The sequence below is a fragment of the Massilia arenae genome (genome assembly GCF_008014745.1).
Taxonomy (GTDB): domain Bacteria; phylum Pseudomonadota; class Gammaproteobacteria; order Burkholderiales; family Burkholderiaceae_D; genus Telluria; species Telluria arenae.
Window position 1 is genome coordinate 195,695 of record NZ_VPFD01000016.1, and the last position, 25,667, is coordinate 221,361.

Below are 25,667 nucleotides of genomic sequence, written 5' to 3' on the forward strand. Positions count from 1 at the left end.
GGACTTGCTATTACAGGGCCTTCAGGGTGCCCTTCGGCAGCAGGGTGGTCACTGCGTTTTTCTGCACGGTGATTTCGGTGCCTGGAGCGATTTCCAGAGTGACGTAGCCGTCGATCACTTTCGAGACGCGGCCGACGATGCCGCCGGCGGTCACGACTTCGTCGCCCTTGGTCAGTGCATCCATCATCGCTTTCAGCTCGCGCTGGCGTTTCTGCTGAGGACGGATCATCAGGAAATACATGACCACGAACATCAGGATCAGCGGCAGGAAGGTCGTCAGGCTGCCCATGATGCCTGGGTCAGCGGCGGCGGTTTGCGCGTAAGCGTTGGAAATGAACACAAGAACTCCGATTGTGAAGTTAAAAAAATAAGCGGTGTATTCTAGCATCGGCTAGACACCGAAAACCAAATCTGGCAATAGGTAATCTTGCTTTTCAGTATTGCAAGAGCCAGCTAGAAATTTAGCCCGGGGCAGCAGCGTCAATACGATGCTGCCCCGCTCAGCGAGTAAGCAAGCGCTTACACGCCGCGCGCGCGGCCCGCATTGAAGTCGATGCGGAACTCGTTGAAACGGTCGGCATCGATGGCGTCGCGCATTTCCTGCATCAGCTTGAGGTAGTAATGCAGGTTGTGGATGGTGTTCAGGCGGGCGCCCAGGATCTCGTTCGAGCGGTGCAGGTGATGCAAGTAAGCGCGCGAGAAATTCTTGCAGCAATAGCAATCGCAGCTCTCGTCCAGCGGCGCCGTGTCATCCTTGTAACGCGCATTCTTGATCTTGACGTCGCCGAAGCGGGTGAACAGCCAGCCATTGCGCGCGTTCCGGGTCGGCATCACGCAGTCGAACATATCGACGCCATTGGCCACGCCGTCGACCAGATCTTCCGGCGTGCCGACACCCATCAGGTAGTGCGGCTTGTTCTCGGGCAGGCGCGGGCCGACGTGGGCCAGGATGCGCTTCATGTCTTCCTTCGGCTCGCCGACCGACAGGCCGCCGATCGCCAGGCCCGGGAAATTGATGTCTTCCAGGCCGGCCAGCGACTCGTCGCGCAGGTGCTCGTACATGCCGCCCTGGACGATGCCGAACAGCGCATTCGGGTTTTCGCCGCCGGTGAACTCGTTCATCGAGCGCTGGGCCCAGCGCAGCGACATGCGCATCGACTTGGCGGCTTCTTCGGAAGTGGCCGGACGGCCGTCGATTTCATAGGGCGTGCATTCGTCGAACTGCATCACGATGTCCGAGTTCAGCGCGCGCTGGATCTGCATCGAGATCTCGGGCGACAGGAACAGTTTCGAGCCGTCGATCGGCGAGGCGAACTTGACGCCCTCTTCCGTGATCTTGCGCATGGCGCCCAGCGAAAACACCTGGAAACCGCCGGAGTCGGTCAGGATCGGCTTGTCCCAGCCCATGAATTGGTGCAAGCCGCCGAACTTGTTCATCACGTCCACGCCGGGACGCAGCCACAGGTGGAAGGTATTGCCGAGGATGATTTGCGAGCCGACTTCCTTGAGTTCGACCGGGTCCATCGCCTTGACCGAACCATAGGTGCCGACCGGCATGAAGATCGGGGTTTCGATGGTGCCGTGGTTCAGTTTCAGGCGGCCGCGGCGGGCGTGCGACAGGCCGCTGGTGTCTTTTTTGAGCAGGGTAAATTCGAGCATCGTGTGTCTTTAACGTGAAGTAGTCGTCAGCAGCATGGCGTCGCCATAGCTGAAGAAGCGGTATTCATTGGCGATCGCGTGGGCATAGGCCTTGCGGATCGGGGCATAGCCGGCGAAGGCCGACACCAGCATCAGCAGGGTCGACTTGGGCAGGTGGAAGTTGGTGACCAGGCGCGAAACCGTCTTGAAGGTGTAGCCGGGCGTGATGAACAGCGCGGTGTCGGCGCTGCCGGCGACCAATTCGCCGCTTTGCGAAGCCGATTCCAGCGCGCGCAGGCTGGTGGTGCCGACGGCGACCACATCGCGGCCCGCCGCCTTCGCGGCGCGCACCGCGTCCACCGTCTCTTGCGCAATGGTGTACCACTCGGTGTGCATCTTGTGCTCGCTCAAATCCTCGACCCGCACCGGCTGGAAGGTGCCGGCGCCGACGTGCAGGGTGACGTAGGCGAACTTGACGCCTTTTTGCGCCAACTTGTCGAGCAGGGGCTGGTCGAAATGAAGGCCGGCCGTCGGCGCGGCGACCGCGCCCGGTTCTTTCGAATACACGGTCTGGTAGCGCTGTTCGTCGAATTCGTCGGCGGTGTGCTCGATATACGGGGGCAGCGGCAGGCGGCCGTGGGCTTCGATCAGCTCGAACACGTCGCCCTCGAAATGCAGGGTGAAGAATTCGCCGGCGCGTTCGCCGGTGGTCACATCGAAAGCATCGGCCAGGCGGATGCGGTTGCCGGGCTTGGGCGACTTGGAGGCGCGCACCTGGGCCAGCACGGTGCGGTTGTCGAGCACACGCTCGACCAGCACCTCGACCTGGCCGCCGGTTTCCTTGACGCCGAAGAAGCGCGCCTTGAGCACGCGGGTATTGTTCATCACCAGCAGGTCGCCCGGCTGGAGCTGGTCGACGATGTCGGCGAAGTGGCGGTCGGTGATCTGGTCACCGTCGAGCTGCAGCAGGCGCGAAGCGCTACGATCGGGCAGCGGCAGCTGCGCGATGCGCTCGGGGGGCAGCTCGAAGTCGAAATCGGAAAGCGAGTACATTATTCTCAATTCTGGGAAAATAAGCGCTGCCAGCTTTACAATACAGGCTCCAGCGCTGATGGCGAACCTTCTATTTTACGCCAGCGAGCGCCATTTTGCCGCGATATGCCCGCCTCCAAGACCACAAATCCTCCCAAAACCCTCGAAAGCAAGCTCGCCCGCCTTGGACTGCGCAGCGACATGGACCTGGTATTGCACCTGCCGATGCGCTACGAGGACGAGACCCAGATCGTGTCCATCCGCGAGGCCTGCCTGCGCGGCGGCCACGTTTCGCAGGTCGAGGGCGTGGTGACCAAGAACGAGATTTCGTTCAAGCCGCGGCGCCAGCTGCTGGTGACCATCGCCGACGAATCGGGCGATTTGCTGCTGCGCTTCATGAATTTCTATGGCAGCCAGGTCAAGCAGATGGCCGAAGGCGTGCGCATCCGTGCCCGCGGCGAACTGAAACACGGCTTCTTCGGGGCCGAGATGGTGCATCCGCAATATAAGGTCGTCAATGAAGGCGCACCGTTGCCTTCCTCGCTCACGCCCGTCTATCCGTCCGGCGAAGGCCTGTCGCAGACGGTGCTGCGGCGCGCGATCGCCGATGCGATGAAGCGGATCGACTGGAGCGATACCGTCCCCGCGGGCATCCGCGCCAAGATGGGCTTGATCGACTTCGAGCCGGCCGTGAAGCTGCTGCACTATCCGCCGGCCGACGTCGACGAACACGCGCTGGGAGAAAAATCGCATCCGGCCTGGGAGCGCATGAAGTTCGACGAGCTGCTGGCGCAGCAGCTGTCGCTCAAACGGGCGCAGCGTGCACGGCGCGAAAAAGGCGCGCCGCACTTGCGCGCGGTGGGCAAGCTGTCGGAAGCCTTCCTGAAAGGGTTGCCGTTTGCGCTCACCGGCGCCCAGCAGCGCGTGGTCGAAGAGATCCGTGCCGACCTGCGCGAGGGCTATCCGATGCAGCGCCTGCTGCAGGGCGACGTCGGCAGCGGCAAGACTGTGGTCTCGGCGCTGGCCGCAGCGCAGGCGATCGACAGCGGCTATCAGGCGGCGCTGATGGCGCCGACCGAGATCCTGGCCGAACAGCATTTCAGGAAGATCGCGGCCTGGATGGAGCCGCTCGGCGTGAAGGTCGCCTGGCTGACGGGCAGCCTCAAGAAAAAGGAAAAGGCCGCGTCGAACGAGTTGATCGAGTCGGGCGAGGCGAATCTGGTGATCGGCACCCATGCGCTGATCCAGGACACGGTGCAGTTCGCGAAACTGGGCCTGGTGATCGTCGACGAACAGCACCGCTTCGGCGTCGGCCAGCGCCTCACCCTGCGCAACAAGGGCAGCGACGGCCTGGTGCCGCACCAATTAATGATGTCGGCCACGCCGATCCCGCGCACGCTGGCGATGACGTATTACGCCGACCTCGAAGTGTCGGTGATCGACGAACTGCCGCCGGGCCGCAGCCCGATCGTCACGCGCGCGATCGACCAGATGCGGCGCGACGAAGTGATCGAGCGTGTCTACGCGGCGGCGCTCGAAGGCCGGCAAGCGTACTGGGTCTGCCCGCTGATCGAGGAATCCGAGGCCCTGCAATTGCAAACCGCGACCGAGACCTACGAGACGCTGGCCGAATCGCTGCCCGAGCTGCAGGTGGGGATGGTGCATGGCCGCATGAAGCCGGCCGAAAAGCAGGAAGTGATGGATGCCTTCACGGCCGGCGAGGTGCACGTGCTGGTGGCGACGACCGTGATCGAGGTCGGGGTCGACGTGCCGAATGCGTCCCTGATGGTGATCGAACATGCAGAGCGTTTCGGCCTGTCGCAGCTTCACCAGTTGCGCGGGCGCGTGGGGCGCGGATCGGCGGCATCGGTGTGTCTGCTGCTGTACCAATCGCCGCTGGGCCAGGTGGCAAAACAGCGTTTGATGACGATGCGCGAGACCACCGACGGCTTCGAGATCGCACGGCGCGACCTGGAGATTCGTGGGCCCGGTGAATTCCTGGGGGCGCGCCAGTCGGGTCAGGCGATGCTGCGCTTTGCCGACCTGGAGCTCGATGGCTGGCTGGTCGACCGCGCGCGCGACGTGGCGCAGTATCTGCTCGATGGCGAAAAGCCCGAGAAGATCGCGGTGGTCGATGCGCACCTGGCGCGCTGGCTGGGCGGGCGCGAGGAATTCCTGAAGGTCTGATGGGAAGACGAACGATGAATCTGGAACAACCATTGAGTATCGATGAACTGCGTGCCCTGGCCCTGGCCTCTGCCTCGGTGACGGACAGCTGCGCATGCGAGATCGCGAGTTACCCCGGGTGGACGCGTACGCCGGTGTCGTTCCCGCAGGCGCAGATGCGCCCGGCCGGTACGCTGGCCGGCGATCCCTACTTTGATCCAACCTTCGCCGAATACCATCCGCACGGGACCAATTACTGGTCGCCGGACGCGCCGATCGCCATCCACTATTTTCCCTACAACCGCTGCGCGGTCCAGCAGTGCGGCGTATGCCTGCGCTACTGCCTCAGCTATGTCGAAGCGGGCGGCTACTACGTCGAGCCGCGCATTCGCGCGCTCGATGGGCGGCACATAGTGGATGCGCCTGTCCCGGATTAAGCGTTCCGCGCCGGGACTACACCGCGCGCAGGATGGCCGGCTGCGGCGCACCGCCTGACGCCAGGCCTACACGGCAGTGGCCTCCTTCGGTCTGGTGCATCCGCAGCAGATCGTACGCCTCGATCATCGTGCGCAGGTTCTTGTAGCCATAGGCTGCGTGGGAAAATCCGGCGTGAGCCGCCCTCAGGTGGTTGCCCAGTGCGCCGAGATCGACCCTGCCATCGGGCGATGACAGCGCCAGCAAACGTACCGCCTCGACCACGAACCTCGGCCTGCGCTTGACGATCTCCGCAGCCGCTGCCGCTGCATGCGCCGGCGCGGCCTCCGGTGGCGCCGGAGGGGCCGACTCGTGAAACCTGTCGCAGGCATGACGCAGGGCCGCCGGTGTTTTCGCCTCACCGAAGACATGGACGCTGGCGCCACGTTCCTGCAGCTTGCGGCACAGGCCGACGAAATCGGAATCGCTGGTGATGATGACGAAACGGTCGGCGCGCCGGTCGAGCAGCATCTCCAGCGCATCCAGCGCCAGCGCGATGTCCGCTGTGTTCTTGCCGGCCACATACTGGAATTGCATGCAGGGGGCGAATCCATGGCGCACCAGCGCATCCTGCCACTTGCTCGCCAGGGCGGTGTGATTACCGTAACCGCGTCGCAAGGTCACCCGTCCAAGGGTCGATGCAAGCCGCATCGCCTCGTCGATCACGGTCGGCTGCGCATTCTCGCAGTCCACGAGGACGGCGACATTTTGGTCCGAGGTCATGTGTGTTCCTTTTGGGAAATTACATTTACTCTAGCAGGATCTTGTCCGGATAAATACGCCCTGCCTCACGATCCGGTAGCGATGTTGTGAGAACGCACTGTGAGAATCGGTGAGACATCCAGGCTGCGATGTCGGCTATCTTTGCTGTCTTCCCGACGAACATTGAACACGGAACCTGCAATGCCCCTCCTCGGACTCGGACTGCACTTCCTCATCGCCATCTTCTTCGCGATCCACGCCGTACGCAACCGCCGTCAGATGTACTGGCTGCTGATCCTGTTCTCCTTTCCACTGCTTGGCAGCCTCGCCTACTTCGTGGCCGAATACCTGCCTGCCTCGCGTCTCGAGCGACGCAGCCGCATGGCAGGGCGGGCGCTCCAGAAAAGTCTCGATCCTGGCCGCGACGTGCGCGAAGCCCGGAGCGCGTTCGACCTGACGCCGACCGCCTACAACCTGATGCGCCTGGCCGCCGCCCTGCTCGAGGCCGGCGAATCGGAAGAAGCGGTGCGCCATTACGATGCCTGCCTGAACGGGCCATTCGCTGGCGATCCCGAGGTCATCCTGGGCGCCGCGCGCGCCAATGCGGCGCATGGACAACCAGCGGCGGCGATTGCGCTGCTGGCGCCGCTGCAGTCGAAACATCCGAATTTTCGCGCCGATGAAGTCGGGCTGGAACTGGGCCGCGCCTATGCCGCCGTCGGCCGGCAAGACGAAGCGGGCACCGAATTCGAGGCCGTCGTCGAACGCTTCGCCAGCATCGAGGCGCGCGTCGAACTGGCGCTGTGGGCGCTCGCCAACGGCAAGGAGGCAGTGGCGCAGCGCGAATTGAGGGAGATCGGGCATGCGCGCACGCATATGGAGAAGCACACGCGGGAACTGCATCGTGATCTGTTCAAGCGGCTGGATGCCGCCACCGCGCCGAAGTAAAAGGCCAGCCCGCTAGCCGGCGAACGTCAGCCTGTTCCCGAACGGATCCTTGACGCTCAACTCGCGCGTCTCCCACGGCGTGTCTTCGATCCCGGGCCGCGCATAACCATATTGTTTGGCGGTGAGTTCGGCATGCAGGCCATCGACGTCGTCGACCTCGATGCGTAGCGCGGCGCCCGGACAGCAATCGCCGTGATGCTCGCTCAGGTGCAGCACGCAGTCGCCGCGCGAGACCTGCAGGTAGAGCGGCATGCCGGGGCCGAAGCGGTGGTCCCAGTCGACCGTGAAGCCGAGGTAATCGACATAGAATTCCCTGGCCTTGGCCTCGTCGAAGATGCGCAGGATCGGCGTGATGCTCCCGAGCTTCATGGCATATGCCCTACGCGCGGTCGGCCGCGTAACGCAGGCCGATCTGGCGCCGGATCTCGTCCATCACGCCCATCAGCGCCAGCGTCTCGCCCTGCGTCATCGACGAGCTTTCCAGCAGCCCCTGCTGCCAGCAGCGCTGGGCCTCGATCGCTTCGTGCACATAGCCATTGCCAAGATACGGCGTCTCGATCGTGCGCTCGCTGCCGTCGTCCAGCTTGACGGTGACCGACGTCGCGCGGTGGAACATGGTGTTCATCCGCACCTGGCCTCGCTCGCCCGACACGGTCAGCTCGGCCGGCGTGCGCGCCAGGAAGGAGCAGCTGCAGACCGACATACCGCCGCCTTCATGCTTGAGCGTGAAACCGGTCTGCACGTCGACGCCGGTCGGGCCCATCTCGGCTTGCGCACGGACTTCGATCACTGGCCCCAGCAAGCCGGCCGCGACCGACAGCGGATAGATGCCCAGGTCGAGCAGCGCGCCGCCGCCCAGCTCGGGATTGAACACGCGGTGCTCGGGACCGAAGGCGGCCGCGAAGCCGAAGTCGGCGACGATCTGGCGCGGGGTGCCGATCTCACCCGAGGCCAGGATGCGTTTCACTTCCAGGTAGGCCGGCAGGTAGCGCGTCCACATCGCCTCCATCAGGAACAGGCGCTTCGAGCGGGCCAGGGTCACCACCTGCTCGGCTTCGCGCAGGTTCATCGTGAACGGCTTCTCGCACAGCACGCCCTTGCCGGCACGCAGCGCCATCAGGGCGTTGCCGGCATGTTCCGGATGCGGCGTGCCGATGTAGATCAGGTCGATGCCCTCGGCCTGGGCCAGCAGCTCGGCCGAGCCATAACTGGCGAGCGCGCCGAATTCCTCGGCGAAGGCAGCTGCCTTGTCCTGGCTGCGCGAACCCACGGCGGCCAGCACGGCGCCCGGCACATCCTTCAATGCATTGGCAAAGGCACGCGAAATCTTGCCCGTGCCGAGAATTCCCCAGCGTACCGTTTCAGCCATCGGCTTCTCCCTTTTCACGCCGTCCGCTTGGGACGGAACACAGTCGTATCCAGATAAAAATCAGGGTCTTGCCCAGGCCACCAGCCTGGAATGCCCAGCACCTGAAGGGGCGTGAAGCCACCCGGCGTAAGCTCTTCATTCGCCAGGCTGGCCGCCACCTCGCGGTCGAGCCATGCGCGGCGCGCATCGGCTGCCAGCGCAAAGTAATCGTCGCCGGCGAACACCACCCGCGTATGTGCGGTGATCGCCTTGCGCGGCGCCACCAGCTTTTCCATCAGCGCGTGGCCGAACAGCCAGACCTCGACGTCCTTGCCGAACAAGTCACGCTTATCGTACAGGGCCTCTAACCAGCGGTGCGCACGCAAGTCCTCGACCAGCGCCCGCCCTGCTTCATTGTCGCGCACGACCAGCAAGGCCGCGTTCTCGTCGAAGATGGTGGCGGCGTCGCGCGCCGGCCCGCGCGACTTGCCGACGCCGGCCTGCGCGATCTGCGCCGCCTGCAGCGCGTTCAGCGCGCGCTTGATACCCGGGAAGGTCTGCCACACCAGCGCATTGAAGAAATCGTGCAGGTTGTCGCGGGTCGGCACCTGGCCGGTGGCGCCGATGAATTCTTCATAGGCCGTCCCTTCCGGCAGCGCGGCTTGCGGCACGAAGGACAGCGGCATGCCGCCGCCATTACGGAGGTCGAGCGCGCGCGCCGCCACGTTGAAGGCATCGATGAAGCCGTCAAGCGGCGGCGAGGCCCGTTCAAAGCTTGGGCGCACCGTGTCGTACCACGGCTGCGCCCAGTCGATCGGCGGCAGCACGGTGCTGCTTATACCATCTTCCAGTTGATGCTCTCGCCCGCGTTCAGCGGCACCAGCTGGTGTTCGCCCATCGGCACCGATTCAGGCAGGGTCCACGATTCGCGCTTGAGCGTGATCGTGCCAACGTTCCTCGGCAGGTTGTAGAAGGCCGGGCCGTTGAAGCTGGCGAAGGCTTCCAGTTTGTCGAGCGCGCCGGCCTGGGCGAAGGCTTCGGTATACATCTCCATCGCGTGCAGCGCGGTGTAGCAACCGGCGCAGCCGCAGGCGGCGTACTTGGTGTGCACCGCGTGCGGCGCCGAGTCGGTGCCCAGGAAGAAGCGTTCGTCGCCGCTGGTGGCGGCGGTGACCAGCGCCAGGCGGTGTTCTTCGCGCTTGAGCACCGGCAGGCAGTAGAAGTGCGGGCGAATGCCGCCGCGGAAGATCTCGTTGCGGTTGTACAGCAGGTGGTGGGCGGTGATGGTGGCCGCGATCGGGCCTTCGGCCTCGGCCACGTACTGGGCCGCGTCCTTGGTGGTGATGTGCTCGAACACCACGTTCAGCGCCGGCATGTCTTTACGCAGCGGGCGCATCACGCGCTCGATGAACACGGCTTCGCGGTCGAACAGGTCGATCTCGTTGTCGGTCACTTCGCCATGCACCAGCAGCGGCATGCCGACTTCCTGCATCACTTCCAGCGTCTTGTAGCACTTTTTGAGGTCGGTGACGCCGGCGTCCGAGTTGGTGGTGGCGCCGGCCGGGTACAGCTTGACCGCGTGGATGAAACCGGTGTCCTGGGCGCGGCGGATCTCGTCCGGATCGGTGTTGTCGGTCAGGTACAGCGTCATCAGCGGTTCAAAGCGCATCCCCTCCGGCAGCGCGGCCAGGATGCGGGCGCGGTATTCAAGAGCGGCGGCGGCCGTGGTCACGGGCGGGCGCAGGTTCGGCATCACGATCGCGCGGCCGAACTGGCGGGCGGTGTGCGGCAGCACGCTGGCCATCGCCGCGCCGTCGCGCAGGTGCAGGTGCCAGTCGTCTGGACGGGTGATGGTGATGGTGTCTGGGGTCTCGATGGTGGACATGGCGGCTCTCGAAAAACGAATGGCGTATTTTACCTGCGCGGCGGCCCGCGAGGTGCGTTCGGGGGACTGGAATGGCGTGTCGGATTACCGTAACGCCAACGGTGTAAGCGTGCTTGACAGCACTAACTGTGCCTAGGATACTGCGGAACTTGCCATAATCTTCAGTACCAACCGGCCTTCGGTCCTCGAAAACCGGTCATTGCCCGAACAACCTGCCAGCGACAGCGAGATCCGCCGCCGCCGGCCCTGCACAGGTCCACACGACAGGAAGCTTTATGAACAATCGAAATCGCCTGACTACCTTCATCATGATCGCCCTGGTGGTCGGCATCGTGGTCGGCTACCTGGTCAACACCAATACCGATGCGACCGGCGCGACGAGCTTCTCCGACACGATGTCGCTGATTACCACGATGTTCCTCCGCCTGATCAAGATGATCATCGCGCCGCTGGTGTTCGCGACCCTGGTGGTCGGCATCGCCAAGATGGGCGACGCCAAGGAAGTCGGCCGCATCGGCATCAAGGCGCTGGGCTGGTTCATGATCGCCTCGGTCATCTCGCTGTCGCTCGGCCTGGTCCTGGTGAACATCTTCCGTCCAGGCGACGCGCTGTTCGCGGCAGGCATGATGCCGCCGGTCGACGCGAGCTCGGGCATCACCAGCGGCAGCCTGACGATGAAGGACTTCATCACCCACCTGATCCCGACCTCGATCGTCGACGGCATGGCCAGGAACGAGATCCTGCAGATCGTGGTGTTCTCGCTGTTCTTCGGCACCGCCGCCGCAGCGGTTGGCGCACGCGCCACGCCGATGATCGACGCCATCGACGGCGTCGCCCACGTCATGCTCAAGCTGACCGGCTACGTGATGAACTTCGCGCCGATCGCGGTGTTCGCGGCAGTGGCCGGCATCATCGCCAAGAGCGGCCTGGGCGTGCTGTCGACCTACGGCATCTTCATGGCCCAGTTCTACTTTGGCATCGCGCTGCTGTGGATCGTCCTGATCGGCATCGGCATGGCCGTGATCGGCCCGCGCATCCTGCGCCTGGTCTCCGAACTGCGCGGCCCGACCGTGCTGGCCTTCTCGACCGCCTCGTCTGAAGCCGCCTTCCCGAAAACCCTGGAAAGCCTGGAGCGCTTCGGCGTCAAGAACCGTCTGGCCTCGTTCGTGCTGCCGATCGGCTACTCGTTCAACCTGGACGGCTCGATGATGTACTGCACCTTCGCAGCCGTCTTCATCGCCCAGGCCTACGGCATCGACCTGTCGGTCGGTACCCAGATCACCATGATGCTGGTGCTGATGCTGACCTCGAAAGGCATGGCCGGCGTGCCGCGCGCCTCGCTGGTCGTGATCGCCGCCACCCTGAACCAGTTCGACATTCCGGAAGCGGGCCTCTTGCTGCTGCTGGCGATCGACCACTTCCTGGACATGGCGCGCTCGGCCACCAACGTGATCGGCAACGGCATCGCCACCGCCGTCGTCGCCAAGTGGGAGGGCGACCTGGGAGAACCGAACAAGGAGCCCGCCATCTCACCGTTGAAATGACGATGGCAACCGGCTGCCCGTAGCACCCAAGGCCTTCCAGCAATGGAGGGCCTTTGTTTTTTCAACATCGATAATCACAACAAGGAGAGAGAGATGAAACAGATGGTTGCCGCCGGCATGCTGCTGGCCCTGAACAGCGCGCACGCCGCCACCCAGACGGTCGACTGCGGCCGGCTGCTGGACGTCCAGAAAGGCGCATGGCGCGAGCGCGTCAGCATCGTGATCGAGAACGGCAGCATCGTCTCGGTGGGACCGATGACGCAGGCTGCCGGCAACATCGACCTCTCGCGCCACAGCTGCCTGCCTGGCCTGATCGACATGCACGTGCACCTGACCAGCGAAACCCAGCCGGCGGTCGACGCCTACCGCGACCGCCTGGCCGCCAATCCGGCCGACATGGCCTATCGTTCGGTGAAGTACGCCGAGCGCACGCTGATGGCCGGCTTCACCACGGTGCGCGACCTGGGCGCCAACGATAACCTGAACATCTCGCTCAAGCGCGCCATCGCCGCCGGCGAAGTGCCGGGCCCGCGCATGTTCACCGCCGGTAAATCGCTGGCCACCACCGGCGGCCACGCCGACCCGACCAACAACCTGTCGCACTTCCTGTCCGAGAAGATCGGCACGCCCGGCCCGACCGAGGGTGTGCTCAACAGCCCCGAGGAAGCGCGCCAGGCGGTGCGCACCCGCTACAAGGATGGCGCCGACCTGATCAAGGTTACCGCCACCGGCGGCGTCCTGAGCCAGGCCGCCAGCGGCCACAACTCGCAGTACACCGAGGATGAGCTGCGCGCCGTGGTGAGCACCGCGAAGGACTACGGCTTCCGCGTCGCGGCCCACGCCCACGGCGCCGAAGGCATGAAGCGCGCGCTGCGCGTCGGCGTCGACTCGATCGAGCACGGCACGCTGATGGACGACGAGGTCATCGCACTGTTCAAGAAGGGCGGCGGCTGGTACGTGCCGACCATCTCGGCCGGCCGCTACGTGGCGGACAAGGCGAAGGAACCGAATTATTATTCCGCCCTGGTGCGTCCGAAAGCGGCCGCGATCGGTCCTCAGCTGCAAGCCACCTTCGGCCGCGCCTATAAAGCCGGCGTGAAGATCGCATTCGGCACCGATGCCGGTGTGTTCCCGCATGGCGACAATGCCAAGGAATTCGGCTATATGGTCGAAGCGGGCATGACGCCGCTTGATGCGATCCGCTCGGCCACGGTCAACGCCGCCATCCTGCTCGACCAGCCGAAACGCCTGGGTGCGATCGATGCGGGCTTCGCGGCCGACATCATCGCGGTCGAGGGCGATCCTTTGAAGGACGTGAAAGTGCTCGAGCAGGTCAAGTTTGTGATGAAGGATGGCGTGGTGTACAAAAAGCCCTGATTTCCAGGGCGTCCCGCCAGTTTTAGAAAGGTAGTAACACGATGTCCAAGCAGTTCCCCCAAGCCGTACGCACCATGCTGTGCGGCTTTTTGTTCATGTTCGCCGCTGCCGCGGTGCAGGCCCAGACCACGGCAAAGCTGCCGAACGTGACCATCCTCGCCACCGGCGGCACCATCGCCGGCACCGGCGCCACCAGCACCACCACGGTCGGCTACACCGCCGCCACCGTGGGGGTGCAATCGCTGATCGCGGCGGTGCCCGAGATCGCCAAGGTGGCGAACGTCACCGGCGAGCAGGTGTTCCAGATCGCCAGCGAGAACATCAGCGACGCGCAATGGCTGCAACTGGCCAAGCGCGTCAACGTGCTGCTGGCGCAGCCGAACGTGGACGGCATCGTGATCACCCACGGCACCGACACGCTGGAAGAGACGGCGTATTTCCTGCACCTGACGGTCAAGAGCAGGAAGCCGGTGGTGCTGGTCGGTTCGATGCGGCCGTCGACCGCGCTGTCGGCCGACGGCCCGATCAACCTGTACAACGCGGTGCGCCTGGCCGGCACGCCGGAGGCGGCGGGCCGCGGCGTGCTGGTGGCGATGAACGACCAGATCCATTCGGCACGCGACGTCACCAAGGCCAACACCACCACGACCGACACCTTCCGTACGTCGGAACTGGGCGTGATCGGCTATATCCAGGGCGGCAAGCCGTTCTTCTACCGTAACGTGGTGCGCAATCACACGCTGGACACCGAGTTCGATGTGAGCAAACTCGATGCGCTGCCGCAGGTCGACGTCGCCTATGCGTATGCGAACGTGGGCGACGTCGCCGTCAATGCGCTGGTCGCGGCCGGCGCCAGGGGGCTGGTGCATGCGGGCGTGGGCAACGGCAGCCTGCCGGCAAAGACGAAGCCGGCGCTGGTCAAGGCGCGCAAGGACGGCGTCGTGATCGTGCGCGCGAGCCGTGTCGGCCAGGGCATCGTGGCGCGCAATGGCGAAGCCAATGACGACGAGCTGGACTTCGTGGTGGCAGACACCCTGAGCCCGCAGAAGGCGCGCATTCTCCTGATGCTGGCGTTGACCAAGACGACCGATACCAAGAACATCCAGCGGATGTTCTACACCTACTGATGCACCCGCGACGTGGACGGCTCGCCGTCCACGTCCACCATTGCCTCCAACGGCGGCGACGCCACATCCTCATCCGGCCGCGCCAGCTGCCGTTCCCACATCTGCGCATACAGGCCCTGCGCCGCCAGCAGCGAGTAATGCGTGCCGCGCTCGACGATCCTGCCGTGGTCGAGCACGATGATCTGCTGCGCATCGGCGATCGTCGACAGGCGGTGCGCGATCACCAGCGTCGTGCGGTTCTTGGCGATTTCCTTCAGTTCGGCCTGGATCGCCTGCTCCGCGCGCGAATCGAGCGCCGACGTGGCCTCGTCGAAGATCAGGATCGCCGGATCTTTCAACAAGGTGCGCGCGATCGCCACCCGCTGCTTTTCGCCGCCCGACAGTTTCAGGCCGCGCTCGCCCACCATGCTCCCGTAGCCATCCGGCAGGCTCTCGATGAAGTCGTGGATCGAGGCCGCGCGCGCGGCCGCGACGATGTCCTCGCGGCTGGCGCCGGGCCGGCCGTAGGCGATGTTGTATTCGATCGTGTCGTTGAACAGCACCGTATCCTGCGGCACGATGCCGATCGCGGCGCGCAGCGATTCCTGGGTGATGTCGCGCAGGTCCTGGCCGTCGATGCGGATCGCGCCGCCGTTGACGTCGTAGAAGCGGAACAGCAGCCGCGACAGGGTCGACTTGCCCGAGCCGCTATGCCCCACCACGGCGGTGGTGGTCCCGGCGGGAATCGTGAAGTCGACGTCGAACAGGATCTGCCGCTTGGTCTCGTAGCTGAACTCGACGTGCGAGAACGCGACCTCGGCGCCTTTGGTCGCCAGCGGCTGCGCCTTGGGACTGTCGGCCACTTCGCGGTTCTGGTCCAGGAGGCCGAACAGGCGTTCCATATCGGCCAGGCTTTGCTTGATCTCGCGGTAGATCACGCCCAGGAAGTTGAGCGGCAGGTAAAGCTGGATCATGAAGGTATTGACCAGCACCAGGTCGCCCAGGCTCATGGTGCCGGCGATGACGCCCTCGGTCGCGCGCCAGAGGATCAGCGTGACGGCGGTCGCGATGATCAGCGACTGTCCGGTGTTGAGGAAGGACAGCGAGGTCTGCGAACGCACCCCGGCGTTCTCGTAGTTCTTAAGGCCTTCGTCGTAGCGCCGCGCCTCGTAGTCTTCGTTGCCGAAGTACTTGACCGTCTCGTAGTTGAGCAGCGAGTCGATTGCCTTGGTCGACGCTTTTGACTCCAGCTCGTTCATCGTGCGCCGGAAGTGCGTGCGCCACTCGGTCACGATCACCGTGAAGGTGATGTAGGACGCCAGCGCCACCGCCGTGATGATGGTGAACCAGATATCGTAGTTGAACACCAGGTAGACCAGCACCAGCGTGATCTCGACCAGGGTCGGCAAGATGTTAAACAGCGAATACGAGATCAGCGAATTGACGCCGCGCGTGCCGCGCTCGATGTCGCGCGTCATGCCGCCGGTCTGGCGGTTCAGGTGGAAGCGCAACGACAGCGCGTGAAGGTGGCGGAACACCTTGAGCGCGATGGTGCGCACCGCGCGCTGGGTCACGCGCGCGAACAGGAACTCGCGCAGCTCGGTGAAGACCGTCATCGACAGGCGCAGCAGGCCATAGCCGGCCAGCAGTCCGAGCGGCAGCACCAGCAGCGCATGCGGGTGCGCCGGGTCGATCGCCAGGCCGTCGATGATCTTCTTGAGCACCAGCGGCACGCCGACGTTGGCCATCTTGGCGCCGACCAGCGCGGCCATGGCGGCCATCACCCGCCACTTGTAGACCCACAGGTAGGGAAACAGGGTTTTGAGGGTGCCCCAGTCGTTGCGGGGCACACCGGTGGTGTCGGGAGGAAGTGGAGCGGAGTTGCGGCGCATGACGGGGCTTCTGGATTTATGGTTCAATTCGGGTCGATTGTAGCTTTTACCGAGAATTCACGATGACCACGCCCGAAAACACCCCGACCGCTCCTGCCACCGTCCCGACCACGGTACGTCTGCCGGCAGGAAAAATGCCCGAATTGCGCGTCATGCCCGCCCCGTCCGACGCCAATGTGTATGGCGACGTGTTCGGCGGCTGGATCATGGCCCAGGTCGACCTGGCCGGCTCGCTGCCGGCCACCCGCCGCGCCAATGGCCGCGTGGCGACCATCGCCGTCAACTCCTTCCTGTTCAAGAACCCGGTGTTCGTTGGCGACCTGCTATCGTTCTACGCCGACATCACCAAGGTCGGCAACACCTCGGTCACCGTCTTCGTCGAGGTGTACGCCGAGCGCAACCGCCTGGCGGCCGAGGTGGTCAAGGTGACCGAGGCGACGCTGACCTATGTCGCCACCGGCCCTGACCGCAAGCCACGCCAGCTGCCGCCGCTCGAATCGCTGGTGGCGCACCGCTAGATCGGTTGAATCGTTAGCCCCAAAACGTCGTTCCCGCGAAGGCGGGAACCCAAGTACTGCGTGCGTATCGATAACGCTGGCAAACTTAGGTTCCCGCCTGCGCGGGAACGACGTGGCTGTACTGAGTTAAACGATCAAATTGACGCGCAAGCCGGTCAAGCGGTCTTCTTCTCGTCGCGCAGTTCGCGCCGCAGGATCTTGCCGACGTTTGTCTTCGGCAGGGTCTCGCGGAATTCGATGAACTTGGGCCGCTTGTAGCCGGTCAGCTGTTCCTTGCAGAATTCCTTGATCTGTTCAGTGGTCAGATCGGCGTCCTTCTTGACCACGTACAGCTTCACAGCCTCGCCCGAGTTCTGGTCCGGCACGCCCACGCACGCCACTTCCAGCACGCCCGGGTGCGCGGCCACCACGCCCTCGACTTCGTTCGGATAGACGTTGAAGCCCGAGACCAGGATCATGTCCTTCTTGCGGTCGACGATGCGGGTATAGCCCTTGTCGTCCATGATGCCGATGTCGCCGGTCTTGAAGAAACCGTCCGCGGTCATGACCTTGGCCGTCTCGTCGTCACGCTGCCAGTAGCCGGCCATCACCTGCGGGCCGCGCACGGCGATCTCGCCGGCGGTGCCGAACGGGACTTCATTGCCCGCGTCGTCCAGGATGCGCAACTCGGTCGATGGCAGCGGCAGGCCGATGGTGCCGGTGAATTCGGTGATGTCGCAGCGGTTGGCGCTCACCACCGGCGAGGTCTCCGACAGGCCGTAACCCTCGACGATCGGGATGCCGGTGGTCTTGAGCCATTTGTCGGCCACGGCCTTCTGCACCGCCATGCCGCCGCCCGGGCACACCATCAGGCCCGAGAAATCGAGTTTGGCGAAATCGTCGTTGTTGAGCAGGCCGTTATAGAGCGTGTTCACGGCCGGGAAGATGTTGATGCGGTATCCGCCCAGCTCCTTGATGAAGCCCTTGATGTCGCGCGGGTTCGGGATCAGCAGGTTCATGCCGCCGATGCGCAGGCCCAGCAACGCGCAGACCGTGAGCGCATAGATGTGGTACAGCGGCAGCGCGCAGGCGAACTGCGGCTGCTCGCCGGCCTTCAGCTTGCCGAGGGTCGGGGCGAACCAGGCTTCGTTCTGCAGCACGTTGGCGATCACGTGGCGGTGCAGCAGCACCGCGCCCTTCGACACGCCGGTGGTGCCGCCCGTGTACTGCAGGAAGGCGATGTCGTCGTGGCCGATGGTCACCGGCTTGAGGGTTTCACGCGCGCCGTCGGCCAGCACCTTGTTGAAGCCGATCGCGTCCGGCAGCGAATAGGCCGGCACCATCTTCTTGACCTTGCGCACCACCAGGTTGACCAGCGTGCCCTTCAGGCCGCCCAGCAGGTCGCCCATGGTCGCCAACACGATGTGCTTGACCTTCGTCTGGCGCACCACCTGCTCGACCGTGTGGGCGAAGTTCTCGAGCACCACGATCGCCTCGGCGCCCGAGTCGACCAGCTGGTGCTGCAGTTCGCGCGGCGTGTACAGCGGGTTGACGTTGACGACCACGTAGCCGGCGCGCAGCACGGCGGCCAGCGCCACCGGATACTGCAGCACGTTGGGCAGCATGATCGCCACGCGCGCGCCGGCTTGAAGGCCGCGCGCCTGCAGCCAGGCCGCCATCCGCTGCGACATCGCATCGAGTTCGGCGAACGTGATGGACTTGCCCATGCAGGCATAGGCCTTGCGGTCGGCGTACTTGCGGAACGCCTCCTCCAGCAAATGCGTCAGCGAGCGGTACTGGGTCGGATCGATTTCCGTCGCCACGCCGTTCTCGTACGACGAGAGCCAAAATTTGTCCATCTGTCCTGCCTTCCTTGTTGGTTCCAATAAAACGCGAAAGCCGCCCGACGGGGCGGCTTTCGCCGGGTAAGTCCCGTCACAATGCTTATGCCACCGTCTCCGGCTGCTTGTTCTCGTCCCTCAGCGCCCGCCTCAGGATCTTGCCGACGTTGGTCTTCGGCAGCTCGTCGCGGAATTCGATGTACTTCGGTCGCTTGTAGCCGGTGAACTGCTCCTTGCAGTAGCCCATCAGCTGTTCGGCCGTGAGGCCAGGGTCTTTCTTTACCACGAATACCTTGACCGCCTCGCCCGAATGCTCGTCCGGCACCCCGACCACGGCGCATTCGAGCACCCCCGCATGACCGGCGATCACGCCTTCGAGCTCGTTCGGATAGACGTTGAAGCCCGAGACCAGGATCATGTCCTTCTTGCGATCGACGATCTTCACGAAGCCGGTAGCGTCCATGATGCCGACGTCGCCCGAGCGGAAGAAGCCATCGGCGGTCATCACCTTCGCGGTTTCGTCCGGGCGGTTCCAGTAGCCGGTCATCACCTGTGGGCCGCGGATGGCGATCTCGCCGATCTCGCCGGGCGCCAGGTGGCGGCCTTCGTCGTCGATGATCGCGATGTCGGTCGACGGCACCGGCAGGCCGATGGTGCCGGTGAATTCGGTGCCGTCGGCGCGGTTGCAGGTAGCCACCGGCGAGGTCTCGGACAGGCCGTAGCCCTCGATGATGGCCACGCCGGTGATCTGGCGCCACTTGTCGGCCACGGGCTTTTGCACCGCCATGCCGCCGCCGTTGCACACCCGCAGCGCCGAGAAATCGAGGTGGGCGAATTCGGGATTGTTGGCCAGCGCGTTATACAGCGTGTTCACCGCCGGCAGCATGTTGAAGCGGTATTTTGCCAGCTCCTTGACGAAGGCCGGAATGTCGCGCGGATTGACGATCAGGACGTTCAGGGCGCCCATGCGCATGCCCCACATCGCGCACGCGGTGAGTGCGAAGATGTGGTACAGCGGCAGCGCGCACACGATCGTCACCTGCTCGCCGCCGGCCTCGCCCAGCGCCGGCTGCGACCAGGACTCGCTCTGCAGCACGTTGGCGATCACATTGCGATGGCTGAGCGTGGCGCCCTTCGACACGCCGGTGGTGCCGCCGGTGTACTGCAGGAAGGCGACGTCGTCGATCTTGAGCTCGGGCGGCTTGAACGGCATGCGCTCGCCCTGGGCCAGTGCTTCCTTGAAGGTGACCATATTCGGCAGCGAGAACTCGGGCACCATCTTCTTGACGTTGCGGACCACGAAGTTGACCAGCATGCCCTTCACGCCGCCCAGCATCTCGCCCATGCTGGCCACCACCACGTGGCGCACGGGCGTCTTGCCCATCACCTTTTGCACGGTGTGGGCGAAATTTTCCAGCACGATGATCGCTTCGCTTCCCGAGTCGGTGAGCTGGTGTTCGAGTTCGCGCGCGGTGTACAGCGGATTGACGTTGACGACGGTGTAGCCGGCGCGCAGCACGGCGGCCAGTGCGACCGGATACTGCAGCACGTTCGGCATCATGATCGCCACGCGTGCGCCGGGGGCCAGGCCGCGGCTCTGCAGCCAGGCGGCCAGCCGCTTCGAATACGCATCGAGTTCGCCGTAGGTGAGGAATTTGTCCATGCACACATAGGCTTTGCGGTCCGCGAACTTGCTGAAGGATTCTTCGAGCAAATGCACCAAGGAGCGGTATTGATCCGGATCAATCTCCGCAGGCACGCCCGGGGGATACGACTGCAGCCAAATTTTGTCCATCGCTCACCTCTGTCTCGATTTTTATCGTTCTGTTCGGGCGGCCGGAGGTGTTTGCCGGGCGCGCCTGCGCACGTGGCTTATAGGTTTGCCATCGCTGATGGTGATGCTATCGGGCAGCGCCCCTGTGCGCAAGCGGTTTTACCGCGATTGGAACCGGTCCTCTACGGCGACGCTCCCATGGTGCGCTGCACCACCAGCGTGCCCGGCGTGGTCGTTCCGCCCAGGCGCTTGAGCACGCGATGACGCTCTTCCTTGTCGAGCTTGGCCAGCTGATTGACGGCCTTGTAGAAGCCGCGCCACGTCTTCTCGCGGCGCAGCAAAACGCGAAACGCCGGCACGAAATCGTTATAGGTCGCCACCGATGCCAGATGGGCATTCGACAGCGGCTCGGCGAAGAAGCGGTCGTAACCCGCGTAGCCGCCCCAGTTCGCCTTGAGCACCTGGTAGTCGTCCTGCAGCGCCAGGAACAGCCGCGCCTTGGCGGCGCGCTTGACGCCGTCGGGCTCCATGCTCTTGTACGTACGCTCGAGCTCGCCGCGATAGCGCAGCAGCAGCGCCAGGAAGTCGCTCTTGCGGGTTTTATAGCGCTCGTAGGCTTCGCTCATCTGGGGATTGCCGAAGCGCTCGAGCCACGCCTCCACGCCGGCCTGCTCCACCGCGCTGGCAAACGATTCGTTGAACTGCGAATCGCCCGCCACGTAGACCACCTGGTGCGCCAGTTCGTGGAAGATCAGGCGCGCCAGCTCGGCGTCCGGATAATTGATGAAGGTCGACATCAGGGGATCGCTGAACCAGCCCAGGGTCGAATAGGCGCTCACGCCGCCGACCTCGACGTCGTTGCCCTGCGCGCGCAGTTGCCTGGCATACGCCTGGGCCTCGGCCTTGCTGTAGTAGCCGCGATAGCTCACGCAGCCGGCCACCGGGAAGCACCACTGGATGGGCTTGAGCGACAGCTCGGGCGTGGCAACCACGTTCCACAACACGTAGGGCCGGCCGAGATTGGTGTAGTTGGTATAGCTGCCGTTGTCGGGCAGCTTCATTTCCTGGATGGCGAAGCGGCGGATCTGGCGCGCCGATTCGAGGCGATGGCGCAGCTTGACGTTGGTGTTGCTATCGGCGATCCAGTCGTCGATCGGGCGCGCATTGGTCAGCAATTGCAGCTGGCCTTGCGCGGCCTGGGTGTAGTAGGAGAGGGATGAGCAGCTTGACAACATGAGGGCCGCAGCTGCTGCGACCATGACTGGCTTGAAGGCCTGGGAAAATCTAGATGGTTTCATCTCGCGTCAAGGGTGCAGCTCTTTCGACCTGCACAAGGGTGTCGTAGAAAGTGGGCGCCCGGCCCATGTCGGTCAAACGCTGGCTGGTGACTTCATTGGCGTTCTTGCCGTCGCTGGCAAGTTTCTTCCACCAGACGGACAAGCCCACCACCAATCCAGCACGCGCCTTATCGGTCACGCGTGCGCGGGCGATGAACGAACCGCGGTCGTTAAAAATACGCGCCATCTCACCGTGGGCGATGCCGCGTGCGGCAGCATCGTTCGGGTGGATGTCGAGGTGCGGTTCGCCCTCAGTTGCGCGTAGGCTCTTTACATTGACAAACGTGGAGTTGAGGAAGTTCCGCGCCGGCGGAGAAATCATCGCGAGTGGGTATTTTTCAGCCAATACAGGGTTGGAAGCAACAGACTCGTAAGGCGGAATATAGGTGGGCACCGGATCGAGCCCATCGGCCAGCATGCTCTCGGAAAAGAACTCGCACTTGCCGGACGGGGTCGTGAAACCGCCCTCGGCGAACGGCGCGGCCGGCATGTTCAGCTTTTTCCAGCCGCTGCGCTTGAGCGAATCCCAGTCGAAGTGGATGGCGCGCGCATCGCTCTTGTTGAAGGCCTGGGCCGCGATCTCGTCGTCGCTCTCCTGGAAGCACGGGTCGTCGTAACCCATGCGCGCTGCCAGCAGGCGGAAAAATTCGGTGTTCGGCTTCGATTCGCCGACGGGGGCGATGGCGGCATTATTCGCCATCATGTACAAGTGGCCATAGGCCAGGTGCGCATCGACGTGCTCGAGCTGGGTAGTGGCCGGCAGCAGGATGTCGGCATAGTCGGCGCTGTCGGTGTGAAAGTGCTCGAGCACCACGGTGAACAGGTCTTCGCGCTCGAAGCCCTGCTGCACCTTGCGCGAATCGGGCGCGATCGCCAGCGGATTGGCGTTATAGACGATGACGGCCTCGATCTTCGGGCCGAATTCGGGCGACGCTTGCCTGAGCAGGTCGTCGCCGATGGTGGTCATATTGATCGTGCGCGGCGTGCGGCCGGCCAGCAGATCCGGGCGCTGCAAGGCCGGGCGGTTGACCGGGAACGACGCCGAGGTCGACAGCTGGATGCCGCCGGCCGGCAAGCGCCAGGCGCCCACCAGCGCCGGCAGGCAGGTGATGTTGCGCACCGCCATGCCGCCGCCGCGCACGCGCTGGATGCCATAGTTGACACGGATCGCGGCCGCTTCGCCACGCTTCGCGGTCTGTCCGTACAGGCGCGCCAGCTTGACCACTTCGTCGACCGTGATGCCGCAGGTTTCCGCGGTACGCTCGGGCGTCCATTCCAGGGAGCGCGCCTTCAGGGGTTCGAAGCCGAGCGTGTATTGCGCGATATAGTCGTGGTCGAGCAGGTCTTCCTTGATCAATACGTGCATCATGCCCAGCGCCAGCGCGGCGTCGGTGCCTGGCAACAGGGCGATGTGCTGATGGCACTTCTCGGCCGTCAGCGAACGATAGGGATCGATCGCGATCAGGGTCGCGCCGCGGCGCTTGGCCTCTTGCGCGCGCATCCAGAAATGCAGGTTGGATGCGATCGGGTTGCCGCCCCAGATCAGGATCAGCTTGGCGTCCTGGAACTCCTCCAGGTCGGTGCCGATCGAACTGCCGATGGTATAGCGATAACCGGTGGCGCCGGCGGTGGCGCAGATGGTGCGATCGAGCAGCGAGGCGCCCAGTTTATTGAAGAAACGCAGCGACATCGATTCGCCCTGCACCAGGCCCATGGTGCCGCAATAGCTATAGGGCAGGATGGCTTGCGGGTCGCGCGCAGCAATTGGCTTCAAGCGTGCTGCAATGGTGTCGAGCGCCTCGTCCCAGCTGATGCGTTCGAATTTTCCTTCTCCCTTGCGGCCCACGCGACGCATCGGATACAGCACGCGGTCCGGGTGATAGGTGCGGTCGACATAGCGCGACACCTTGGTGCACAACACCCCGGCCGTGGTCGGATGCTCCGGATCGCCCTTCACTTCCGTCGCGACGCCGTCTTCGACTTTGACGAGGATGGCGCAGGTGTCGGGACAATCGTGGGGGCAGGTCGCACGGACGTGGGTAATGGTCATTTTCTTATGAGGCTATGGTGAAAAAACTGCGTGAATCCAATACTTTATACGATTCCGGCGGGCTTCGCGCCCTCCTCTGTCAAGTCTGTTTGAGGCACGCTACAATAGTTAAAACGATGCCATGCAAAGGCTGGACGGCGTGGTGACACATTCGCAAACAGCGAGGAGAACACGATGAAACTAGTGGAACCTATCCTGGCGTCTCAAGCAGAGATCCAGGCCATCCGACGTGACCTGCATGTCCACCCGGAGCTGTGCTACGAAGAACACCGCACCGCCGAAATCGTCGCCGAACGCCTCAACGCGTGGGGCATCCCCGTGGTGCGCGGCCTTGGCGTGACCGGCGTGGTCGGCATCATCAAGAACGGCACGTCGGAACGCGCGATCGGCCTGCGCGCCGACATGGACGCGCTGCCGATGCAGGAATTGAACGGCTTCGCGCACGCCTCGACCCATGCGGGCAAGATGCACGCCTGCGGCCATGACGGCCACACCGCGATGCTGCTCGGCGCCGCCCACTACCTGGCGCAGCACCGCAACTTCGACGGCACCGTGTACCTGATCTTCCAGCCGGCCGAGGAAGGCGGCGGGGGCGCGAAGCGCATGATCGAGGACGGCCTGTTCGAGCGCTTCCCGATGGACGCCGTGTATGGGATGCACAATTGGCCAGGCATCCCTGAAGGGCATTTCGGCGTCGTCTCAGGCCCGATGATGGCCTCGAGTAATGAGTTCCGCGTGACCGTGCGCGGCAAGGGCGCCCACGCGGCGCAGCCGCATCGCGGCATCGATCCGATCATGGTGGCGGTGCAGATCGCGCAAGCCTGGCAGACCATCGTCTCGCGCGAGAAGAACCCGCTGCACACCGCGGTGCTGTCGATCACGCAAATCCATGCCGGCAGCGCCACCAATATCATCCCCGATGAAGCCGAACTGGTCGGCACGGTGCGCACCTTCACCACCGAAGTGCTCGACCTGATCGAGCGCCGCATGCAAGAGATGGCGAATGGCATCGCGGCCGGGTTTGGCGCCAGCATCGACTTCGGTTTCAAGCGCAATTACCCGCCGCTGGTGAACCATCCGGAACAGACCGCGTTCGCGATCGAGGCGATGCGCGCGGTGGTGGGCCCGGCCCAGGTCGACGCCAATGTCGAACCGACCATGGGCGCCGAGGACTTCGCCTTCATGCTGCAGGCCAAGCCGGGCTGCTATGTCTTCCTCGGCAATGGCGACGGCGATCACCGCGCCGGCGGCCATGGGCTCGGCCCTTGCCAGCTGCACAATGCCAGCTACGACTTCAACGACAACCTGCTGCCGATCGGCGCCAGCTACTGGGTGCGGCTGGCGGAGATGAGCCTCAAGGCTTAGAACAAGCCAAGGAATTTCTTCCGGGCCGTGTTCTTGCGCGCAGGGTCGACCACGTCGGTGACGTTGAACTGGTTGAACTTGTCGATCAGCGCCGCGAAGCCGCGGCGGCGCGCCAGGTTCAGCTCTTCCTTGTACAGCGGCACGACGCAATGGAAATAGACGTCCTTGCCGTCGACCGTGACCGAGTGGAACGGTTCCGGGCTCGATGCCGGCGGCAGCAAGATGGCGCCGCAGAAGCCGATGCTGGCGATATACGGCTTGGCCGGGTTACCGTTCGGCAGGGAGTGGCCGAGGCCGATCCAGGTACGCTCTGTATGCGGATAGTGGGCCAGGTGGCGCAGCAGGGCGACCGGCCAGTACCAGCGCTCGTCCTTCATCGCAGCCTCGTCCAGTTGCCAGTTCGCCGGCAGGGCCATCATGAGCTCGGCATAAGCCGGCGCGCCTTCCGGCACGTTCATCGGCTGCTTGCTCAAGCCCGACGTCACCAGGCGCACATAGGGATAGGAGTCGGTCGGCCCGATCACGTGAATGTCGACCTGGACGCCGTCCGTCTTCGTTTCGTGGAAGTACAGGGCGGGCTTGCCGAGATGGGCGGCGATGTGCTCGCCCACCGGGTCGTGCGGCAGCACTGCGGGTTCGGGCTGGCGCGCCATGGGCGCGGCTAGTGGGTATAAAGGAGCGACGCTTGGTT

The 25,667-nt window shown here is 64.2% G+C and carries 22 protein-coding genes; 8 read left to right on the forward strand and 14 right to left on the reverse strand.

The genetic code is table 11. The features are described from left to right. Positions 1 to 10: 10 nt before the first annotated feature. The 3 genes from yajC to queA form a co-directional block, all read right to left on the reverse strand. The gene (gene yajC, locus FVD38_RS16035; protein ID WP_183407461.1) at positions 11 to 388 is read right to left on the reverse strand and encodes a preprotein translocase subunit YajC; all 378 of its coding nucleotides are present in this window, start codon (positions 386 to 388) and stop codon (positions 11 to 13) included. A 131-nt stretch (positions 389 to 519) separates the two neighbouring features. Beyond that, a complete protein-coding gene (tgt, locus tag FVD38_RS16040) occupies positions 520 to 1,659 on the reverse strand; it encodes a tRNA guanosine(34) transglycosylase Tgt (protein ID WP_147935732.1) in 1,140 nt (379 codons plus the stop codon). Between the two features lie 9 nt (positions 1,660 to 1,668). Further along, entirely contained in the window at positions 1,669 to 2,691 is a 1,023-nt protein-coding gene (queA, locus tag FVD38_RS16045; protein ID WP_147935733.1) for a tRNA preQ1(34) S-adenosylmethionine ribosyltransferase-isomerase QueA, read from the reverse strand. A gap of 105 nt (positions 2,692 to 2,796) precedes the next feature. Between queA and recG the strand changes: the two genes are divergently transcribed. Both recG and FVD38_RS16055 read left to right on the forward strand, forming a co-directional pair. Further along, positions 2,797 to 4,857 (forward strand): ATP-dependent DNA helicase RecG, encoded by a 2,061-nt coding sequence (gene recG / locus FVD38_RS16050; protein WP_147935734.1) that lies wholly within the window; start codon positions 2,797 to 2,799, stop codon positions 4,855 to 4,857. 14 nt (positions 4,858 to 4,871) lie between these two features. Then, positions 4,872 to 5,273: a hypothetical protein gene (locus FVD38_RS16055; protein WP_147935735.1), complete on the forward strand. Its 402-nt coding sequence runs from the start codon at positions 4,872 to 4,874 to the stop codon at positions 5,271 to 5,273. Between the two features lie 16 nt (positions 5,274 to 5,289). On the opposite strand, the gene FVD38_RS16060 is transcribed toward FVD38_RS16055, so the two are convergent. Continuing rightward, a complete protein-coding gene (locus tag FVD38_RS16060; protein ID WP_147935736.1) occupies positions 5,290 to 6,033 on the reverse strand; it encodes an NYN domain-containing protein in 744 nt (247 codons plus the stop codon). A 180-nt stretch (positions 6,034 to 6,213) separates the two neighbouring features. Here FVD38_RS16060 and FVD38_RS16065 point away from each other — a divergent pair, with 180 nt between their 5' ends. Beyond that, on the forward strand, positions 6,214 to 6,960 hold the full coding sequence (locus FVD38_RS16065) for a hypothetical protein (RefSeq protein WP_147935737.1): 747 nt from the start codon (positions 6,214 to 6,216) through the stop codon (positions 6,958 to 6,960). A gap of 12 nt (positions 6,961 to 6,972) precedes the next feature. Here the strand turns inward: FVD38_RS16065 and FVD38_RS16070 are convergent, their stop codons facing one another. From FVD38_RS16070 to pyrC, 4 genes are read right to left on the reverse strand one after another with little or no spacing between them, the layout of a single operon-like run. Next, the gene (locus FVD38_RS16070; RefSeq protein WP_147935738.1) at positions 6,973 to 7,329 is read right to left on the reverse strand and encodes a glyoxalase superfamily protein; all 357 of its coding nucleotides are present in this window, start codon (positions 7,327 to 7,329) and stop codon (positions 6,973 to 6,975) included. Between the two features lie 10 nt (positions 7,330 to 7,339). Next, complete coding sequence (locus FVD38_RS16075; protein WP_147935739.1) at positions 7,340 to 8,329, reverse strand: Gfo/Idh/MocA family protein; 990 nt, start codon at positions 8,327 to 8,329, stop codon at positions 7,340 to 7,342. Positions 8,330 to 8,343: 14 nt separating this feature from the next. Continuing rightward, the gene (locus FVD38_RS16080) at positions 8,344 to 9,135 is read right to left on the reverse strand and encodes a DUF3025 domain-containing protein (protein WP_147935740.1); all 792 of its coding nucleotides are present in this window, start codon (positions 9,133 to 9,135) and stop codon (positions 8,344 to 8,346) included. An 8-nt stretch (positions 9,136 to 9,143) separates the two neighbouring features. Continuing rightward, a complete protein-coding gene (pyrC, locus tag FVD38_RS16085; RefSeq protein WP_147935741.1) occupies positions 9,144 to 10,193 on the reverse strand; it encodes a dihydroorotase in 1,050 nt (349 codons plus the stop codon). Positions 10,194 to 10,468: 275 nt separating this feature from the next. Here pyrC and FVD38_RS16090 point away from each other — a divergent pair, with 275 nt between their 5' ends. From FVD38_RS16090 to FVD38_RS16100, 3 genes are all read left to right on the forward strand, one after another. After that, positions 10,469 to 11,737, forward strand: coding sequence for a dicarboxylate/amino acid:cation symporter (locus FVD38_RS16090; RefSeq protein WP_147935742.1), 1,269 nt, complete (start codon positions 10,469 to 10,471; stop codon positions 11,735 to 11,737). Positions 11,738 to 11,830: 93 nt separating this feature from the next. After that, positions 11,831 to 13,114: a metal-dependent hydrolase family protein gene (locus FVD38_RS16095; RefSeq protein ID WP_147935743.1), complete on the forward strand. Its 1,284-nt coding sequence runs from the start codon at positions 11,831 to 11,833 to the stop codon at positions 13,112 to 13,114. A 41-nt stretch (positions 13,115 to 13,155) separates the two neighbouring features. Continuing rightward, a complete protein-coding gene (locus FVD38_RS16100; RefSeq protein WP_147935744.1) occupies positions 13,156 to 14,241 on the forward strand; it encodes a type II asparaginase in 1,086 nt (361 codons plus the stop codon). Here the strand turns inward: FVD38_RS16100 and FVD38_RS16105 are convergent. Continuing rightward, the gene (locus FVD38_RS16105) at positions 14,235 to 16,112 is read right to left on the reverse strand and encodes an ABCB family ABC transporter ATP-binding protein/permease (protein ID WP_147935745.1); all 1,878 of its coding nucleotides are present in this window, start codon (positions 16,110 to 16,112) and stop codon (positions 14,235 to 14,237) included. The genes FVD38_RS16100 and FVD38_RS16105 overlap by 7 nt on opposite strands. A 62-nt stretch (positions 16,113 to 16,174) precedes the next feature. On the opposite strand from FVD38_RS16105, the gene FVD38_RS16110 reads away from it, so the two are divergent. Then, positions 16,175 to 16,630, forward strand: coding sequence for an acyl-CoA thioesterase (locus FVD38_RS16110; protein WP_147935746.1), 456 nt, complete (start codon positions 16,175 to 16,177; stop codon positions 16,628 to 16,630). Between the two features lie 155 nt (positions 16,631 to 16,785). Here FVD38_RS16110 and FVD38_RS16115 read toward each other — a convergent pair whose 3' ends face one another. The 4 genes from FVD38_RS16115 to FVD38_RS16130 all read right to left on the reverse strand — a co-directional run bounded on the left by FVD38_RS16115 (position 16,786) and on the right by FVD38_RS16130 (position 23,611). After that, on the reverse strand, positions 16,786 to 18,468 hold the full coding sequence (locus tag FVD38_RS16115) for a long-chain-fatty-acid--CoA ligase (RefSeq protein WP_147935747.1): 1,683 nt from the start codon (positions 18,466 to 18,468) through the stop codon (positions 16,786 to 16,788). Between the two features lie 85 nt (positions 18,469 to 18,553). Then, on the reverse strand, positions 18,554 to 20,245 hold the full coding sequence (locus tag FVD38_RS16120; protein WP_147935748.1) for a long-chain-fatty-acid--CoA ligase: 1,692 nt from the start codon (positions 20,243 to 20,245) through the stop codon (positions 18,554 to 18,556). A gap of 161 nt (positions 20,246 to 20,406) precedes the next feature. Further along, complete coding sequence (locus FVD38_RS16125) at positions 20,407 to 21,483, reverse strand: aminopeptidase (protein WP_147935765.1); 1,077 nt, start codon at positions 21,481 to 21,483, stop codon at positions 20,407 to 20,409. Positions 21,484 to 21,508: 25 nt separating this feature from the next. Further along, the gene (locus FVD38_RS16130; RefSeq protein WP_147935749.1) at positions 21,509 to 23,611 is read right to left on the reverse strand and encodes a molybdopterin-containing oxidoreductase family protein; all 2,103 of its coding nucleotides are present in this window, start codon (positions 23,609 to 23,611) and stop codon (positions 21,509 to 21,511) included. 174 nt (positions 23,612 to 23,785) lie between these two features. On the opposite strand from FVD38_RS16130, the gene FVD38_RS16135 reads away from it, so the two are divergent. Further along, positions 23,786 to 24,976, forward strand: coding sequence for a M20 aminoacylase family protein (locus FVD38_RS16135; RefSeq protein WP_147935750.1), 1,191 nt, complete (start codon positions 23,786 to 23,788; stop codon positions 24,974 to 24,976). Here FVD38_RS16135 and FVD38_RS16140 read toward each other — a convergent pair. Next, positions 24,973 to 25,629 carry a suppressor of fused domain protein gene (locus FVD38_RS16140; protein WP_147935751.1) on the reverse strand — a complete coding sequence of 219 codons (657 nt, stop codon included), beginning with the start codon at positions 25,627 to 25,629 and terminating at the stop codon, positions 24,973 to 24,975. The two genes, FVD38_RS16135 and FVD38_RS16140, sit on opposite strands and share 4 nt — an antisense overlap. Positions 25,630 to 25,667: the final 38 nt, after the last annotated feature.

Bases quoted from the DNA above. Each gene is read 5' to 3' on its own strand.
- queA (WP_147935733.1), bottom strand. From the start codon at position 2,691: ATGTACTCGCTTTCCGATTTCGACTTCGAGCTGCCCCCCGAGCGCATC.
- FVD38_RS16135 (WP_147935750.1), top strand. From the start codon at position 23,786: ATGAAACTAGTGGAACCTATCCTGGCGTCTCAAGCAGAGATCCAGGCC.
- FVD38_RS16105 (WP_147935745.1), bottom strand. From the start codon at position 16,112: ATGCGCCGCAACTCCGCTCCACTTCCTCCCGACACCACCGGTGTGCCC.
- FVD38_RS16095 (WP_147935743.1), top strand. From the start codon at position 11,831: ATGAAACAGATGGTTGCCGCCGGCATGCTGCTGGCCCTGAACAGCGCG.
- yajC (WP_183407461.1), bottom strand. From the start codon at position 388: ATGCTAGAATACACCGCTTATTTTTTTAACTTCACAATCGGAGTTCTT.
- FVD38_RS16140 (WP_147935751.1), bottom strand. From the start codon at position 25,629: ATGGCGCGCCAGCCCGAACCCGCAGTGCTGCCGCACGACCCGGTGGGC.
- FVD38_RS16090 (WP_147935742.1), top strand. From the start codon at position 10,469: ATGAACAATCGAAATCGCCTGACTACCTTCATCATGATCGCCCTGGTG.
- FVD38_RS16070 (WP_147935738.1), bottom strand. From the start codon at position 7,329: ATGAAGCTCGGGAGCATCACGCCGATCCTGCGCATCTTCGACGAGGCC.
- FVD38_RS16115 (WP_147935747.1), bottom strand. From the start codon at position 18,468: ATGGACAAATTTTGGCTCTCGTCGTACGAGAACGGCGTGGCGACGGAA.
- tgt (WP_147935732.1), bottom strand. From the start codon at position 1,659: ATGCTCGAATTTACCCTGCTCAAAAAAGACACCAGCGGCCTGTCGCAC.
- FVD38_RS16060 (WP_147935736.1), bottom strand. From the start codon at position 6,033: ATGACCTCGGACCAAAATGTCGCCGTCCTCGTGGACTGCGAGAATGCG.
- pyrC (WP_147935741.1), bottom strand. From the start codon at position 10,193: ATGTCCACCATCGAGACCCCAGACACCATCACCATCACCCGTCCAGAC.
- FVD38_RS16125 (WP_147935765.1), bottom strand. From the start codon at position 21,483: ATGGTCGCAGCAGCTGCGGCCCTCATGTTGTCAAGCTGCTCATCCCTC.
- FVD38_RS16110 (WP_147935746.1), top strand. From the start codon at position 16,175: ATGACCACGCCCGAAAACACCCCGACCGCTCCTGCCACCGTCCCGACC.
- FVD38_RS16100 (WP_147935744.1), top strand. From the start codon at position 13,156: ATGTCCAAGCAGTTCCCCCAAGCCGTACGCACCATGCTGTGCGGCTTT.
- FVD38_RS16130 (WP_147935749.1), bottom strand. From the start codon at position 23,611: ATGACCATTACCCACGTCCGTGCGACCTGCCCCCACGATTGTCCCGAC.
- FVD38_RS16055 (WP_147935735.1), top strand. From the start codon at position 4,872: ATGAATCTGGAACAACCATTGAGTATCGATGAACTGCGTGCCCTGGCC.
- recG (WP_147935734.1), top strand. From the start codon at position 2,797: ATGCCCGCCTCCAAGACCACAAATCCTCCCAAAACCCTCGAAAGCAAG.
- FVD38_RS16120 (WP_147935748.1), bottom strand. From the start codon at position 20,245: ATGGACAAAATTTGGCTGCAGTCGTATCCCCCGGGCGTGCCTGCGGAG.
- FVD38_RS16075 (WP_147935739.1), bottom strand. From the start codon at position 8,329: ATGGCTGAAACGGTACGCTGGGGAATTCTCGGCACGGGCAAGATTTCG.
- FVD38_RS16065 (WP_147935737.1), top strand. From the start codon at position 6,214: ATGCCCCTCCTCGGACTCGGACTGCACTTCCTCATCGCCATCTTCTTC.